Raw genomic sequence first — 17987 nt, forward strand, 5'->3', positions numbered from 1 at the left:
TCTTTAAATTTTATTTTTTATTATTATTTATTAATTTGTTTCCTTTACTGGTCCAATCTCTTTTATTAAAACATATAGAAATAACAAAGACATTGGTATTGTTATAGCTATTACAATAAATGCTGGTGTATAAGAGTTTGTTGTTATTTGGCCAATAAACCAGTTCATTATCATTACAGATAAAGCAGCTACAGTTCCTGCTAATCCTGCTAATGTTCCTACTGAAGGCCCTTTAAATAAATCACTAGAAATAGTTTGTATGTTACCTATTGCAAACTGAAAACCAAATAAGACCAAGGTGGCGATATAAATGAAAGTCATGAAATTATTTTCATTTACAAAGAATATAATTCCTATCAATCCAAAGAATATCATAATACTACCCAATGTTATAGTAATTTTTCTTGATTTATTTACAGACATTGTCTCCATTAATTTACCAGAAAACCATCCCCCAACAATACTTCCTGCTGCACCACCTAAATAAGATATCCAAATAGTTTCTCCTATTTGTTCTATACTTAATCCGAATTTTGAATTTAAATATATTGGCATCCATCCTACAAAAAACCACCAAATTGGCTCTATAAAGAATCTACATAACAGTAAGCCCCAGGATTGTTTATAGCTTAATATTTTACCAATGCTTAAACTTTTTACCTTTTTATTACTTAATAGCTCTTCTTTTTCTATTCTATCAGAGACTATTAAATTTCTCTCCTCTTCTGTAACCCAAGGATGTTTTTCTGGTGTAGATTTATTTAAAAACAACCAAGGAATAACCCATAATATACCTACTGACCCTAAGATTATATATGTAGTTTTCCATCCGAACTGAGCATATAAAAATATAATTATCACTGGTGCAATTACATTTCCTATGGAAGCTCCTGCATTGAAAATACCTTGAGCTATAGCTCGCTCTCTAATAGGGAACCATTCACCGTTACTTTTTACAGCTCCTGGCCAATTTCCTGCTTCCCCTAAACCTAAAAGAGCTCGTACTACCGACATTGATATTAAACCTCTCGCAAATGCATGGAAAACTGATGCTAAAGACCAGATTACAATAGAAATTACAAAACCTAAGCGTGTTCCAATTTTATCATATAGTTTGCCCGATAAAAATTTACCTGCTGCGTAGGTTGCCATAAAAATATTTAACATTATTGCATAATCGGAATTGTCCATACCGAGGTCTTTTCCCATTTCAGGCCATAGTAATGCAAAAGCTGTTCTATCTATATAATTTATAACCGTAGCTATAAAAATTAATGTGATAATCCACCAACGTAAGCCTTTAATTTTCATCTATTTAAATTTTATTAATTCTAGTTTAATCGTCTCGATTTTGTTTCAAACAAAGACTTAAATATTTTTGGTATTAAATACAACTTACCTAATACCACAACACAAAGTGTTGTAATTAAATATCTTAACAATTCAACTTATATCTTTAACCTTGCAGATTGCAAGTATTAAAAGTTTTATTTTAAACTTTTTTTTGTGAAGAAATACTTTAACTTTAAAGTAGTCACTTCCCTCCTATTTTTATTTATATTTTAATGAAGTATAGCGTGCAACATAACTTCAATTAAACTTTATACATTATAACAGTATTGATAAAGAGCTTTAAAATGAACTTTCATTTTTTCTTTTGCTAATTTTGGGTTTTTCAACTTAATAGCTTCATAAATATCTTCATGCTCTTTTATCCCAATATAGGCCTGATTATCATCACATACATGATACTTTGCAAAATTGGTTATTATCTCGGGTGTAATAGTTAGCATAAATGTATTCATTGTACTATTCCCACTAGCTTTAGCTATGGCTAAATGAAACAATAAATCTTCTTGAACTGCATTTTCATTATTTATTACTTTTTTAGAATAAGCATTCAACGTTTGTTCCATATGCTTTAAATCTTCATCTGTTCGTCTTAATGCTGCTAATTTTACCGTTTTTAATTCTAATAAAATTCTAGTTTCAACTAATGATTTAAAATCTGGTTTTTTTAAACGCAAGATATCTTCAATCATACCATTCATAGCAATAACTCCTATGTTTGCTACAAATGTTCCACTTTGTGGAATGGATTTTAATAATCCATAAAATTCTAACCTTTGAATTGCATCACGAACATTACTTCTGCTTACTTCAAACTTCTCGGATAGCATACGTTCAGATGGTAACTTATCTCCTGGCTCTAAATTTTTAAAATTTATTAAATCTCTAATCTTACTTATAATGTTATTTTGAACCTCTTGATTATCACTTATTGTTGCTGCTTCTAATTTCATTTTCTAACTATTTATAAAATTGGTTAACCAAATAATATTGTTAAATTTAAAAAAATATAACGAACCCTATTTATTTAAAATTATTTTTTAATAATAACTTATTAATGAGATACATTCAATTCGTAATACTTAACTCTAGCAAATGCATCTTTATCTGTTGACACTAAATAATTTCCTGCTTTAAAATAATTTTCAAAAACATTCCATTTTTTTATGTGAGCGCTATTATAAACTACTTTCTCTTCATCATTTAAAATAACTTCCATTTTACCATCTGATACTTTTACCTCCAATGTAAAAGGATCAAACCCAACATATTTTGAGAAATTATATCCCTCATCATCCGTCCAAGAATCTGTTTTTAAAATATCTATATCAGAAGCATTTAAATCTTTTAACACTTTAGTCTTGACCCGCACATAACCATAATTCCAATAAATCTTCAACATTGGAGGTGCATTGTTATCATCCTCTCCAATTAAATCGCGCTGCTCATTAGTTAACCTACCATGAATTTGCATGATAATAGTTCTATGATATTTACCTCCAGAATCCTTAGAAATTTCATCCATTGATAAGGTTCCTTTCATATTACCACCTTGTAAAAAAGTCCAATTAGTATTATTACTTCCAGGATCCATCTGCTCTCTCAACTCAGTTCTAGAATACGACGAATTTGCTGTTGAAGCTCCTGGATACGTATAAAATACTAAGGCGCCATTTATTGAATCATTATAAAAAAATGGCTTTAACGTTTCATTGGTTGCATAACTTAAAATTTCTGGTGGCTTCACTTCTGTTGGATTTCCTATTGGCAATGTTACTTTCCAATTATTTAAATCAATATTTGGTAAATTATAAGTTACCGCTTCTTCCTTTTCAACTTCTTCAATCTCATCAATTACTTCTTCCTCTTCAATTTCAACTTCAAGCTCTAGAACATCTTCATTACTTTGACAGTTAAAACACGTTAGAATAAAAACAACCATTACTAATAGTTTCTTTACTGATTGTAATATGTATCTATTTATGATCATTAATTAAAACTGTATTTAGTGTTTAACCTCTAATTCGTAATACCTTATTTTAGAAAACGATCCCTCATCCCTAGACTGAAAATAATTTCCAGCTTTAAAATAATTTTCAAAAACACCCCATCTTCTCATGTGTATATTTTCATAAACTTTATATTCATTTCCGTTCAAAATAACTACCATTTTTCCCTCAGACACTTTTACTTCTAAAATAAATTTTTTGAATCCTACCTCTTGTTCAAAATTAAAGCCTACATCATCATCCCAAGCATCTTCATGAAGTATTTCAGTTTCTGAAGCATTTAAATTTTTAAGCACTTTAGTTTTTACTCTAATTTTTCCTTTATCCCAATATATCTTTAAAATAGGAGGTGCATTATTATCATCTTCACCAATCAAATCACGTTGTTCGTTAGTTAAACGCCCATGAATTTGCATAATAATAGTTCTATGGTATTTACCATCAGAATCTCTGGTAGTTTCATCCATTGCTAACTTCCCTTTCATATAAGCACCTTGCTTAAAAGTCCAATTAGTATTATTATCACCAGATACCATTTGCTCTCTTAACTCAGACCTTGTATACTTTGTATTTCTGGTTTTAGAATTAGTTGGCATAGCATGAAATACTATAGCCCCTTTTAACGAATCTATGTACATATAAGGTTTTGCTACTTCAATATTTGCAAAATCTAATATCTCTGGCGGGGTAATTTCAATTGGTTTACCTTCTTCATTTACTACAGGAAGCGTTACTTTCCAATGGCTTAGATCTATATTTGGAAGTTTTACTTTTTTCTTCTTTTTCTTTTTTTGTTTTTTTTCAATTTTTATATCCGATTCTGTAACGCTACTTTTCTTGTTTTGAGAAGTAGCGCTAGCAGATAGAAATGCTATTAATAAAATACTCAATATTTCTTTTCGGAAGTTTTTCATTTAAACTGAATAATTATAAAACTAATCTAAATAGACCTTAACATTATCAATCCATGCATCTTTTATTGTAACTGCATAAAACATGACCGCTACTTCTCCATTATCATTACTAGTAAAAGGAATGGATACTGTTTCGCGTCTTGAATCTGAGAATTTCCCCTCAGCAATTGTTCCAACATGATTCCCTAAATTAGAATTGATATTATCTACAGCATCTGCTCCATCAATATAGTGTCCATCTAAAACAAGTCCAACAATTCTCCTACCTCCAATAGGATCGTCTGCAACATCATCTTTTATAGCATATTGATACTCTAAAACATAATCAGTATTAGGTTCTAATTTAAGAGCTTGATAAGCATATCTAGATCCAGAATTCTGAAGATATCCCCCAGATTGACTTGAGGTCCACTTAGCTCCTGCTGTTTTTTTACCATTATCTGTCCCGTCATAATTTGTCCAAGAACCATCAGAACTTGATCCGAATGGTGTTGTAGTCCCATCTGTAAAAGTTGTAAACCTCCAATGATCTGTTTTGTTATTAAAATCACCATTTAAAATTATTGATGTTATTGGCTTATGTAAATAAACATTATCAACGTTAAGTGTAGCAGCATCATTTGCTTTACCGCCTGCTCCTAGCTCTAATTTAATTTCATCAAATTTAATAACAGGAGATGAAAAGTCTGAATCTAAATCTAAATCTAAACCAATCCACTCACCATCAATTAAATCTTGGTTATAAACATACTCTGTATTACCATCAACTAAAGTTATTTTCAACTTATCAATACCAACGGTAAAATCAGAATTCACATCTAAATGAATATGTGTAGCAGCAATACCTGAATCAAATGCATCGGCAACAACCACCTCATCTAATTGAATAGACGCTCCAACATCATTGCTAAATCGAGAATATTGCAATACTTTATTCCCAGACTCCATAGTTACTTCTCCTTGTTGTGCATCTCCTGCATTTAAATCGACCCCTGAGGCTGAATATCTATAAGAAATTAATGCTCCATCATATTCTATACCATTGCTGTATATAGATAACACTTCCTCAAGCCCCACAGAAGGAGATTCAGGAGCTGAAGCTACAGAAGTAACTTCATGCTCTACTACTATATCTTCTGTTTTAGTCACACTAGCCAAACCTTTATTTGAAATTGCTGTTACTGTTATTGTATATATAGCTTCTTCAACATTGTTAGGATAATCGTAAGACACAGAACCATTTTGCTCTGTAATAGTTACAGAAGGGCTTCCGTCTCCAAAATTCACCTCAAATGATGTAACTCCAATAGCCAATGGTTTTACGGTTATATATGTACCATCATCTATTCCATTTTCATCTGGCCCTGGAGTCGCTTTAAAGCTAGAAAATGAAATTTCTGTAAGTCCAGTACCCATAGTGCTTTCAGTTGGAGCAATAATATCATCATCTTCACATGAAAATACCAGTCCAGTTATTAGCAAAACAAATATTCCTTTTTTTAATAAATTCATAATTTCTTATTTATTTTTTATTGTTTTTATTATCAACTAACATTACTCAGCTGCATAAACTTTAACATTATCTATATAAACATCTACATCAGTTACTGCATAAAACATAATAGACATTTCTCCACTAGCATTTGTAGTAAATTCTTGTTCAACTTTTGTATGAGATGTTTTTCCTTTTGCTTCGTTTGCAATAAATTGACTAACTGGAGTACTTGCTACAGCATCAGATCCATCTGCAAAATGACCATCTAAAACTTCAGAAATAATTCTATTCCCACCTGGAGCAACACCTGCTTGTTCTGCTGGTGTTTTAATAGCATACTCATATTCTAAAATATATTTAACCGTACGATCTGCATCTGTTGGAGATACTATAATTGCTTGGTAAGCATATCTAGTATTTGAGCTTAAGTAAGCTCCTGCAGATGTCCCTTTCGTCCATTTAGCACCTTTTGTTTTAGCGCCATTATCTGATCCATCATAATTTGTAAAAGAACCATCAGAACTTGAATTAAAAGGATTCGTATTACCTCCTGTAAAAGAAGAGAACTTCCAATCATTTTGACCGTCATTAAAATCTCCATTTAATATTCCAACAGGAATAGGAACAAATTTATCTACTACATCTACATCTAAAGTTACAGTAGTTGATGCATCATTAGCATCAAGGGCAGTTAATGTTACTGGATAAGTACCTTCTCCTGCCATAAAAGTATAGCTAGGATCTTTTTCTGTTGAAGTTTCTCCTCCTCCAAAATCCCAAAGATACTTAGTAGATTCCGTTGATAAATTATTAAATTCTATAGTTCTGAAATCTTCTGCATTTGGAATATAAGCAAAATCAGCTGTTGGCAAGTTAGTGTCTACTTTTGAACCTGCCTCTGGTAAATCAAACTCAAAAGCTTCTTCACAACTTACAGAGAAAATCATTGCCGAAAGGCACAACACTAACTTGATAGTGTTTTTAAAAATATTTAATTGATTTTTCATAATTTTTTAAGTTTTATATTGTTATTGAGGATTTTGGGTCAAAATCCCATCACTTAAATTAATTTCTCTTGATGGAATTGGTAATAATAATCTTCTAATATTATAACTCGTGTATCCCATTTCATTAGCATGATTTCCTAAGACTTCATGTGCAACTCCAAATCTTACCAAATCAAAGAAACGGTGGTTTTCAAAAGCTAACTCTATTCGTCTTTCAAGTAATAAAGCATCTTTAGTTAAAACTGTAGGGCGATCGGTTACAGGGTCAAAACCTGCTCTTTCTCTAACTTCCATATAAGAATCTATAGCACTACTATTTGTAGTAGCCTCTCCTCCTTCCATAATAGATTCTGCGTGCATTAATAAGACATCCGAATAACGTAATATAATCCAGTCGTTACCTGCATTACCAGGTTGCTCTCCATAGGTAGGCAAATTAGTATCTGATATATCATAGCCATCTGGCAAAAACTTTGCAACTTCAGCGCTTTCGGGCACAGGAAGACTTGCATCATCGCCTAAAGCAATATAAGATACTGCTGTTCTATTTCCTCCATATGCTATAAAGTCTTCAGCAAGATTTGGATTAACTATATTAAGTCCATCTTGTCGACCTTGGCGCTTATATGAAGTAAATTCAGATGAAAAACCTTGACTTTCTTCTGGGTTCCCTGTTAAGTACTGAATAGCGAAAATAATTTCGTTATTTAGTTCGTTATAGAATACATTCTTATAATTAGACTCTAAAGCAAAATCACCGCTATTAACAATATTCTCACATAATTGTTTTGCTCCTGCATAATTAGGTGCTGGTTGCGTTAAATACACTTTAGCCAAAATGCCTTGTGCCGCAGCTTTTGATGCTCTAGACTTATGCGAATTGTTTAAATACTGAACACCTTCTTTTAAATCTGCTACAATTTGTTCATAAACGTTTGTTTCATCAACTCTAGTAAAAAGTAATTCTTTATCATCAGAACCTACTACTGTAGTTACTAAAGGAACAGCACCATACAATCTCACTAAGTTAAAATATGCATAAGCTCTTAAAAACTTAGCCTCGGCAGTATATTTATTGATATTTGAAGCATCTGCTCTATCAACATATTTTAAAACATTATTAGCTCTAAAAATAATCTCATACATAGATTGGTAATAATCCTCAGACTGAACATTATCGGGTTCAACTATATACCTATGAAAATCGGCTCTAGAACCTTCAAGGGTTTTACTTCTTGTATTATCAGATCTATGCTCAGTTAATAGGTACTCCAATTGCACGCCTCTATTAAATCTTATTGAACTTGATTCTGTATTTTCATTAACACCTTGTACGGCATCATAAATTCCAATAATACCAGACAATACATCATCATCAGATTGGAAAAAACTTTCTGCAACAATAGCAGAATCTGGTAATGGGTTTAAAAACTCATCTGTATCACAGGAAACAAACATAGCTCCTGTTATAGCAAAAATTAAAAATTTTATATATTTCATAATTAATGTTTTCTTAGATTAAAAATTAACGTTCAAACCAACTGACATGGTACGAAACAATGGTGTCCCAGCTCTTTGAGCACCGTAAGACTGAGGTGTATTATTACCGTCAATAAATTCAGGATTAAAACCTTTATAATCATCAGAAGTAATGTAAATTAAATTCTGTCCAGTAGCATAAAGTCTTAATGATTTGATTCCTAATTTTGAAATAACATCCTTTGGTAAACTATAACCAATGTTTACATTTCTCAATGAAAAATAACCTGCACTCATAACAACATCATTAGTATGAACTCTTTGTTGAAGAAAAGAAGCGTCTGTTATTAATCCTGCATCAACCACTGCCTGCTCATCAGAAGTACCTCCTTGCCAATCTGTACCGAAATACTGGTCTCCAATATTTTTTACTTCAGCACCTTGACTTCCTTGAATCATAAAAGAAAAATCGAAATTTCCAAAATTGAATTCATTTGTTAAACTCCATACAATTTCTGGATAAGGGTCTCCTAAAATAGTTTTATCATCATCTGTAATTAAACCATCTCCATTCAAATCTTTAACGATAACATCTTCAGATCTACCGTTAATTGGAATCCAAGGAGAATCCCAATATTCTATTGGTAATTCCTTATCTACAACATAACCATAAAAAGAAGAAATAGGATTACCAACAGAATTAATCCATTGTGAGTTTCTACCAAACCCATCTTCTGTTAAAGCTCCATTAGATTCACCATAATCAAGCAATTCGTTTTTGTTGGTAGAAGCTATTAAAGTAGTATTCCAAGAAAACTTCTCACTAGTAACATTTTTTGTTCTTAATTCAAATTCCCAACCACTATTTGCTACTTTACCTAAGTTTACAATACCATTATTAAATCCTGTAACATAAGACACTGGGTTATTTAGTAATAACTGGTCACTAGTTCTTTTATAATAATCTAAAGACCCAGTAATTCTATTGTTTAAAAATCCAAAATCTAAACCAGGATTAAATTCCTCAGAAGCTTCCCATTGTAATAATAAATTAGCAATATTTTTAGGAGAAACACCTGCAGAAATACCTCCATTAGTAATAGCATTAGTATTATCTAATTGTGCCAAATAAGGCCATGCATTAACTAATTCGTCTCCTACATTAAAGTTTTCAGCTCCTGTTAAACCGTAACTAACTCTTAATTTAAAATTACTTAGAAAATCAGATTCTTCAAGAAAACTTTCATTAGAGACATTCCAACCTAAAGACACTGCAGGGAAATTACCCCACTTAGAATTTACTCCAAAAACAGAGCTTCCATCACGTCTAAAAGAAGCAGACAATAAATATTTATCGGCATAAGCATAATTAATTCTACCAAAATATCCGATTTTATTTTTCTCTATATTAAATTCACCTTCTGAAATTATAGTAGTAGCACCTTGTAGGTTTTTAAGTAAATCATTAGAATATCCCGTACCTGCAATTTGACTTGTTTCAGCTTTTCTTTTTTGAATAGTCATACCCGCTAAAGCACTAATATCATGATTTCCTATTTGCATATTATAAGACAAGGTATTATCAGAAATCAACCTAGAACTAAATCTGTTTTGTAATTGATAAGCAGCTCTACTATTACCAGATGCATGATGCTTTGTTCCATCCCATCTCGTTCTTTTACGTTGCTCTAAGGTTACCCCTAAAGATGTCTTTGCTATAAGACCATCCATAATTTCATATTGTAAATAAGCTGACCCTAATAATTTAGTATTAAACTCATAATGCTCTCTCTCTACATATTGCGCATATGGATTTGCATCACCAGAGGTACGAGGTCTATTATCGCTACCGTTACCATCTAAGTCTAATTCAACTAAATGATTCTCATAAAAATAATCTCCTATTCCTATATTTGGATAAGCATCTCTATTTATAAATTGTAATGTTTCTGCTGTATGATAAATTGGTAACCACGGCGATTGCCTTATAGGATTGTGAACCGAAGTAGGTAACGCTCTTCTTTTTGAGTAAGAAGGTGTAGCACTCAATCCAAATTTTACTTTTTTACTTAATTTACTATCTAATTTTAACTTAGCAGAATACAACTTATAGTTATCTGTAAGTACAACACCTTCATCACTTAAATATCTTAATGAAGAAGAAAATTTTGTATCTGCAGTACCACCACTTGCTGATAAAGAGTGACTTGTAATAAACCCACCATCAAAGAAAACATCTTGCCAGTCTCTATCAATACCTGTTACTTCAACTATTTTTTGTGCATATTGGGTTTGTTCTGAAAGTGCACCTGTAGCCGCGAGTTCTTTAGCTGCCCAACCAGCAACACTTTTTTTATAATAATCACTTCCAAATGCATCTTTATAACCTGTAAAAGTATTATAGGAAAACTTTGTTTTTCCTTCTTTACCTGTTTTTGTAGTAATAAGTATTACTCCGTTAGATCCTTCACTACCATAAATAGCAGCAGATGCGGCATCTTTTAACACCTCAAAAGACTCAACATCATTCATATCTAAGTTTCCAAGGAAACTAGAATCAACAATAACTCCATCTACAACCACCGCTGGTCCAGAATCGGCTGTAATTGATCCAAACCCCCTAACTGTAATAGTAGGAGCAGCTCCTGCTTCTGCTGAACTCGCTTGAATATTAACCCCTGAAACCTGACCTATTAAAGCATCATCAACCCTTGCTACAGCTATTTGATCTAAACTTTCGTTTACAACTTTAGAAATAGCACCAGTAAGGTGAGATTTTTTCTGAGTTCCATAACCAATAACAACAACTTCATCTAATTTTGCTAAATCTTCGACAAGAGAAATATTTAATGTTGTTTGATTATCTATAATTTGCACCTGTGTAACAAATCCTATATATGAGAATTGTAACACTTCTTTTTTATCTACTTGTATTTCAAATTTACCGTCAAAATCTGTAGTAACACCTCGTGAAGTATTAACTACTATGACATTTACACCAGGAATTGGTATGTTATCTGTCGCAGAAACAACAGTACCTTTAATAAGGGCACCAGACTGCGCAAATAGACTAATATTGAACAACAATATTAAAGTTAAAAGTAGCTTGTTTTTTAAATTCATAATTATTTTTTTATGTTTAAAGTGTAGTTGTTTTAGTATTTTAGTACTATCTTATTAGATCTCTCTAATAAAATTTTCACTTCATTAAAAAACATAAATTCACATAATTTTTTGTAATTTTGTAGAACGCATGTTTTTATTTAAGTAATGGCATGTTATAATTTTTACTTCCCTCCTAAAAGAAGTAATAATGATTTAAAAGGATAGACGTGCATCTATCCTTTTTTTATTTATTTCACTTTCATATAAGTCTGTTTTTTTGAGTAGTTATACATTGAGTCTGTTTTTTTGGTAAACCAAATTGGTTTACCAGTTTGGTTTACCAAATATATATTAATTTATTGTTAAAAAAAAATAAATTTTAAATTTTAACATTATTAGTACTTAATACTTAACCAATTGAACTAAAAAAAATAAATATATACGTAGTTAGACCAGTAGAAATGAATTACATTTGGTCAAATTTTTATTAAATCTTATAATAAAACTATTTTCATCTATATTAATGACTAGCAGATTTTTTTTATGAATTACCTCCAAAGTACGATACATCGCCTCCACTTAAAAAATCTTCTCTTACAGGACTAAATGTGTCAATAAGCATTCCTTCTTTCAAACAAACTGCACTATGCAATAAATTAGGCTCAATATATACGCCATCTCCTGCTTCAATAATTTGCTTAACACCATCAATTTCAAATTCGAACTTACCTGAAACACAATAAGTAGCTTGCGTTTGAAAATGTTGGTGTGGAGCACCTAATGCCCCTTTGTCAAATTTCACTTTTACCATCATTATTTGGTTATCATAACCTAAAAATTTTCTAGATACTCCTCCACCTAGTACTTCCCATTTCATGTCTTTTGTGATGATGTATTTTTTGCTAAATCGTTTCATGTTTTTTAATTTATTTGTTTTTACTTAAAATAATAAGACCCTGACCACTCATAATTCTTATCATTAATTTTTACATTATGCTTTTCTTCTTTTGATGCTTTTGAATTTGCTATTATGAATAGTTTAGTATTACTATTTACATTAGTAATTTCTATTGCTGTATATCCATCGGTTTCTAAAACCACTGTTAATTGCTTAATGCTACTATTAGAATTTACTGCAGATTCTGTTACTGGACTATAACTTCCGTGTACTTCAATTGTAGATATGAAAAGTGTGTTTTTCGTATTTTTTCGTCTTACCATTAATGCGGCTTCTCGTCTTAAGTTAAATTCAGGATCGTTTGCTCCAATTCTAGTAAAAATTAATTCGTCATTAATATTCGCTAAGGTTGTTAAGGTGTAAAACTTTCCTTTATTTAACCAAGTTAGTTTACTATTCCCGTCATTGGCTTGTGCAGTTCCTTCTAAAAACAGATGTTGATATCCATTTTTGCTTCCTAATGGTTTTAATGTTTTAGAGGTTTTATATTCGAAATTTGTTTGCACAACTTGCCCTAAAAAGTAATATGGAAAATCATATTGATTTGTTTTGTTTGAAGTCACCTTCATAATATCTAACGTATAAGGTCTTTCAAAATCCTTATCCTTAATGACTGCCATAGTGCGTAACATTTTTGTTCCTGGATAAGCATTAGATTCTATTGCACTTACTATTTGAACTTCCGAATTTGCATCATCATAAAAAAACAATTCGGAATGATGTTGACTTCCTATTTCATATTTCCCTTCAAAATGAGAGGTTTCATTTTGTATAATTGTGTTATGAGCAATAGTTTGTTTAGCCCATGTTTTATTTTCTTTTAAATAATTACCACCTCCTTTTTGTTCAATATTTACAAAACGACTTAATCCATAATCTTGGATAACCTCTTCTCCTTTTTCATATAAAGAAAAAGACAACTTATCGTAATGACCATGGCTAGATCCTTGCGCAGCATATTTAAAAACTAATTCAACATCTTCATTTCTTAACACGGCAAGCCCTCCTTGTTTTCCTTTTGGTCCATCAGAAAGGTTAATGGACTTTTTAGTGAAAGGTTTTGTCTTCCCTTTTTTAATACCAATTGCAACTGCCAAACCAGAATCATCTAATAAAACTTGGCCTTGCTTTTCTGCAATACTAAGCAAACCAGCATCTTGTTTTCCATAATGATATGAAATATCTACTGCTGTAATTAATGCGCTATTATAATAAGACATTCCTTTTTGACCATCATTAAGTGGAAAAAAATCGCCATCTGCATCAGAAAGGTTTAACAATGCGTTTATAGATTTAAGAAGCACTCCATCTTTGTATTCGAAAATCTTTAATTCAGGTTTTACATTATGCAATCCTTCAGCAAAAATTAAAAAAGGGTACATAGCATAACGTTGGTAATATGGGCCTTCATTATAATACCCATCAGGAGAAAAAGGTTCTTCTATATTAGCTAAAAAACCAGCTTTTCCATTTTTATTGATAAATCCGCCATCGTTATCTTTTGCTTTAGGATCTAATTTAAGATTTTTTATACCGTACAAAGCACGATTAATTAACTCGTCATCATCCATTACTAAACCAATCATGCCTACCGCTGCATTTCCCCATGTACTATGATTGTGGACTCTTTGGTAAAATTGTGGACTATCAACAGAAATATGATCTGCAAATGGTCTGAATAAATTCGTTTCTAATTTATTACGCTCTTCTTCAGTTAAATAATTATAAATACAATCATAAGCTTGACTTATATAAACCAACCAATTAGAATCGTTTAAACATTGCCAGAATAATTTACCTCTTGCATAAGAACGCGTTTTTGGATGTAATGGCAACGTCTTGTATAGTACTTCGTATTGCATCAACATGTCTTTAACATACATTGCATATTTTTCGTCATCTAAAATTTGATATAGCAAACCAGCTTTTTGCAATGCAAACCAGTTTTTTTTGTGCCTAACATGTGAATAACCTCCTGAATAATCTTTTGGAATAGGCACTTCTATTCCTGCATCAATTTCTGCATCAATTTCTGCTTTAACTTTTTCTAAAGTGTTATCAAATATTGGAATTGTACCTAATTGCGCTCTAATATTTTTAACACCTTGAGCAGTTAGAATTAGCTTTGGATGTTCTTGTGATGTTGAAATTTTATTTTTATTGTTTATAAATGATGTATTTTCTTTTTTACAAGAAAATAATACACAAGTTAAAATTGAAGTTAATATGATTAGTTTAAGTGTCTTCATTTATATTTTATTTATGGGGTAAAGTGCCAACTCCTATAGTCGCATATTTAAACCAAACTTCAGCATAGCTTCCATTTTGATATTGTTTTTCAATGTCGCCACCATACGTTTCAGATTTGGTAGATTGTCCATTAGCTTGATTATATGCGCCTTGCTTAAAATAATTAATTTCGCCAGCATAAGCATTTTCTCTTTCTGAGCTTAATTCACGTCTTGATGAATACATGTCTAAAACCTGTTGTGGGATGTCTTCAGTTTTAGCAAAATCTGATTTAATTAAGCTTTTGGTGAATGTTACAGTTTCATGACCTTTACTTGTAAATGTTAAATACATAACCCCTTTGTATACATTAACTTCATAAGCAAATTCTTCTCCTAACGCAATACCATCTTTTGGCTCATCTGGATACGTAGTTGGACTTGTTCCAATCACAGAAAAATCATAACCCCAAACTGATGTGGAAAAATCAAATCTTCCAGAATTATCGCCTTTTGTATTGATTTCATAATTCCAAAACACAGATCCTTTTATGTGGCCTGGGAATTTTTTGTAGAAGATTTTCAGTGGTTCGTTTTCATGTCCTTCGCCACTATGAATTTGCCCGATTACTACCGAATAAGAAGACGGTTTAGTAGCATCTCCTGTAGTTGAAACATGTTGCACTTTTAAAACACCTGTTAATTTGCCACCAGTTTCTGGTATCCAATTTGATTTTTCACTCAATTCTGTTCTTGTGTTTTTTGAGGTTTTGGAGGTGATTCCTGAATTTGGTGTTTTATAAACTATCCAGTCTGTAGTTCCATCATTATCTACATAAAAAAAATCCTCTTTTTGGTATTTTATTAAATTATCAACGTGAGTACCATCGCCTAAAAGGATTTTCCATTTGTCCATAAACGGAATAACGTCACTTGGATATTTTACAACTTTTTCAATTTTAATATTAGTTTCTGAAGTTGTTTTACCCTCATTCTTACATGAAAAAAATAATAAAAGGGTAAATGTTAAGAATGCTATTTTTTTCATTTTTTGAATTAATTTAATACATTAATTTCATTACTAAATTTTCTTCTGTTTTTATTTGACCAGAATTAGTAATTGTATTATCAGATTCTGTATTATTTTTTGCTCCCCAAAGAATGGATACAAACTGAACAGGGTTATTGCTAAACTTATTATTATTAATATTTACATTAACAATTCCGTAGTGGTTTAAAAGTGTTTTATTTTTCTCTTTTGCACCACAATTGGTAAATGTAGAATTTGTTATTAATAGGTTTCCTCCTATGGTAGATTCGTCATAACCTCCTCTATAATAATCAATCACATTTTGTTTAACGCTTGTAAATTGACAATTATCAATCGTTAAATATTCAGTATTGTAATCTCCCCTGTCATTCGTTTCTTCAGATAATTCTATGCCGTTTTCACAATTTGAAATTAACGTATTATTAAACGTTATTTCTTCTGAAAAAGACTGCTTATAAACTTTTAAAGCGTAATTGAAATTAGAAATTTCGCACTCAGAAACTGTTAATCCAAAATGATTTGACATGTTTTCTTTTAAACTTGCAAAAAGATAATTGTTATTACTCCCTTCTAAAATTACTTGCTGTATATTTAATTTTCCGTAAGGTTGCAATGAGAATAACGGTGTCCCTTTTTCTCCATTGTAAATTATTGTTGATTTACCATCTCCCGTACTTAAAATTGTAATAGATTTATTAATAACTAAAGGTTTATCAATCTTATATAAGCCAAGGCCTAAATTTATAATATCCCCATTCTCTGCTTCATCAATCTTAGCTTGTAAATCATCTGCTTTAGACACATTATAAGTAACAGGAGTTTTAGCTTCAAGTTCGTTTGAATACCAATTTGCTCCATATTTTGTTTTATCTAGCAAATCTAAATTGATATTTTCTGAGTTTAAAATGGCTCCAATTTGATTTGATTTAGATCTAGAGTTTCCTAATAAATCTTTAGTAATAATTTCAAATCCAAAACCATTATAAACTTCAATTTCTCCTATATCATTTGTTGGTACTGAAATATCTGAACCAATATTTCTTAATGATAACTCTTTAGTTATTAAGCCATCTCTTTTAGGGAAACTTAGACCATTATTGTCAATAACATTACTTTTAAAAGTAACACCATCAACTTTATCGTGTTCTATTATAGGATTATTATCTCCTTCTGAATTATATATAACATTATTTACAACTTCTGTTCTTAAAGCTCTTGCAGAACGTATTTCTGATTTTGGCAACACATTATTTTGAGCTAAATTTTGCCCAACTCCAAATTGCCAAGGGGCGTCTGAATCTACATAAGTATTATAAGCAACTACAACATCTGTAACTTGATTGTATCTATTTAATGGTGATTTAGGTATGCCATTCATAACTGCTAAAGGGCTTCTAAAATTCTTACCTTTAAGTTTGTAAAAAAGATTATTAGTTACCCAATGTCCTGTGTTAATAATTCTAACTCCTCCATAATTCTCGTTTACGCCATCACCAATAAAAAAATTTCCATCTATAGTAACGTAATTTCCATGTCTTGTAACTACAGAACCTTCACTTTTATAAAATACGTTGTTTTTAATTTCGTTAAAATTTGTTTTGCTTGAAATTATTTCAACTTCGCCATTACATGCCTCAAATAAGTTATTTGCAATAATTGTATTACTTGGACACATGGATGTAAAACTACTTCCTAACTGAATGGTTTCACCTCTTGCCCCTCCTTTTCTAGGTCGAGGTCCAAAATGGTTATTTACAATTTTATGATAGTTTCTAATACTTTGATTTCCTTTTAAATCAACTCTAACTGTTGGTCCTCCATTTGTTTTGCCCGCAATATAACAATGATCTAATTGATTGTATCTTCCATAAAACTGAACCCAAAGATCATCGCTATCTCTTTGTAATTTATTAAAATCTACAATAACACAATTGCTAACTCTACAGTTATTTGCAACTGTATTTTCATCTATTCTGAAAGCTATTACATTTTCTGATGGAGAATATCCATTTCTAAAATGTAAGCCACTAACAACTAGATATTCTCCGCCAAAAGTTAATTTTGAAACCCCTTCTATAAAAACTTCACCATCTGTTTCTGCTCTTAAAATTATTGGGTTTTCTTCGGTACCTTGTCCAATAAAATCAATTTCTACATCTTTCCATACTCCATTTTTTAAAACAATCTCGTCTCCTGCTTTCGCTTTATTGATAGCTATTTGTAGTTGCTTATTATTAACAACCAATCTAACTACATCTTTATCTTCATTTATACAAGAAAAACACAAAACCACAATACTTACAATACAAAAAAACTTTTTCATATAGCTGTTTTTAAATAATTATAAAAGATACTAAAAATGAACTATTCATCTTACGTTTTAATAAAACT

At 31.0% G+C, this 17987-nt stretch carries 12 protein-coding genes; all 12 read right to left on the reverse strand.

Annotation, left to right across the window (positions count from 1 at the left end; genetic code table 11):
- Window positions 1-30 precede the first annotated feature (30 nt).
- Window positions 31-1311: an MFS transporter gene (locus ACH5TW_RS03845; protein ID WP_439335161.1), complete on the reverse strand. Its 1281-nt coding sequence runs from the start codon at window positions 1309-1311 to the stop codon at window positions 31-33.
- 290 nt (window positions 1312-1601) lie between these two features.
- Window positions 1602-2303 carry a FadR/GntR family transcriptional regulator gene (locus ACH5TW_RS03850; RefSeq protein ID WP_439335162.1) on the reverse strand — a complete coding sequence of 234 codons (702 nt, stop codon included), beginning with the start codon at window positions 2301-2303 and terminating at the stop codon, window positions 1602-1604.
- 101 nt (window positions 2304-2404) lie between these two features.
- On the reverse strand, window positions 2405-3340 hold the full coding sequence (locus ACH5TW_RS03855) for a polysaccharide lyase family 7 protein (RefSeq protein ID WP_439335163.1): 936 nt from the start codon (window positions 3338-3340) through the stop codon (window positions 2405-2407).
- 15 nt (window positions 3341-3355) lie between these two features.
- Window positions 3356-4273: a polysaccharide lyase family 7 protein gene (locus ACH5TW_RS03860; RefSeq protein ID WP_439335164.1), complete on the reverse strand. Its 918-nt coding sequence runs from the start codon at window positions 4271-4273 to the stop codon at window positions 3356-3358.
- Between the two features lie 21 nt (window positions 4274-4294).
- A complete protein-coding gene (locus ACH5TW_RS03865) occupies window positions 4295-5785 on the reverse strand; it encodes a hypothetical protein (protein WP_439335165.1) in 1491 nt (496 codons plus the stop codon).
- Between the two features lie 42 nt (window positions 5786-5827).
- Entirely contained in the window at window positions 5828-6775 is a 948-nt protein-coding gene (locus ACH5TW_RS03870) for a PKD domain-containing protein (RefSeq protein WP_439335166.1), read from the reverse strand.
- Window positions 6776-6796: 21 nt separating this feature from the next.
- A complete protein-coding gene (locus ACH5TW_RS03875; protein ID WP_439335167.1) occupies window positions 6797-8275 on the reverse strand; it encodes a RagB/SusD family nutrient uptake outer membrane protein in 1479 nt (492 codons plus the stop codon).
- Window positions 8276-8293: 18 nt separating this feature from the next.
- Window positions 8294-11377, reverse strand: coding sequence for a SusC/RagA family TonB-linked outer membrane protein (locus tag ACH5TW_RS03880; protein ID WP_439335168.1), 3084 nt, complete (start codon window positions 11375-11377; stop codon window positions 8294-8296).
- A 523-nt stretch (window positions 11378-11900) separates the two neighbouring features.
- Window positions 11901-12275, reverse strand: a complete 375-nt coding sequence (locus ACH5TW_RS03885; RefSeq protein WP_439335169.1) for a cupin domain-containing protein — start codon at window positions 12273-12275, stop codon at window positions 11901-11903.
- Window positions 12276-12295: 20 nt separating this feature from the next.
- A complete protein-coding gene (locus ACH5TW_RS03890) occupies window positions 12296-14566 on the reverse strand; it encodes an alginate lyase family protein (RefSeq protein WP_439335170.1) in 2271 nt (756 codons plus the stop codon).
- Between the two features lie 7 nt (window positions 14567-14573).
- The gene (locus ACH5TW_RS03895) at window positions 14574-15593 is read right to left on the reverse strand and encodes a polysaccharide lyase family 7 protein (RefSeq protein ID WP_439335171.1); all 1020 of its coding nucleotides are present in this window, start codon (window positions 15591-15593) and stop codon (window positions 14574-14576) included.
- A gap of 13 nt (window positions 15594-15606) precedes the next feature.
- A complete protein-coding gene (locus tag ACH5TW_RS03900) occupies window positions 15607-17919 on the reverse strand; it encodes a chondroitinase-B domain-containing protein (RefSeq protein ID WP_439335172.1) in 2313 nt (770 codons plus the stop codon).
- Window positions 17920-17987 lie beyond the last annotated feature (68 nt).

Source organism: Thalassobellus sediminis (assembly GCF_044386045.1).
Lineage (GTDB): Bacteria > Bacteroidota > Bacteroidia > Flavobacteriales > Flavobacteriaceae > Thalassobellus > Thalassobellus sediminis.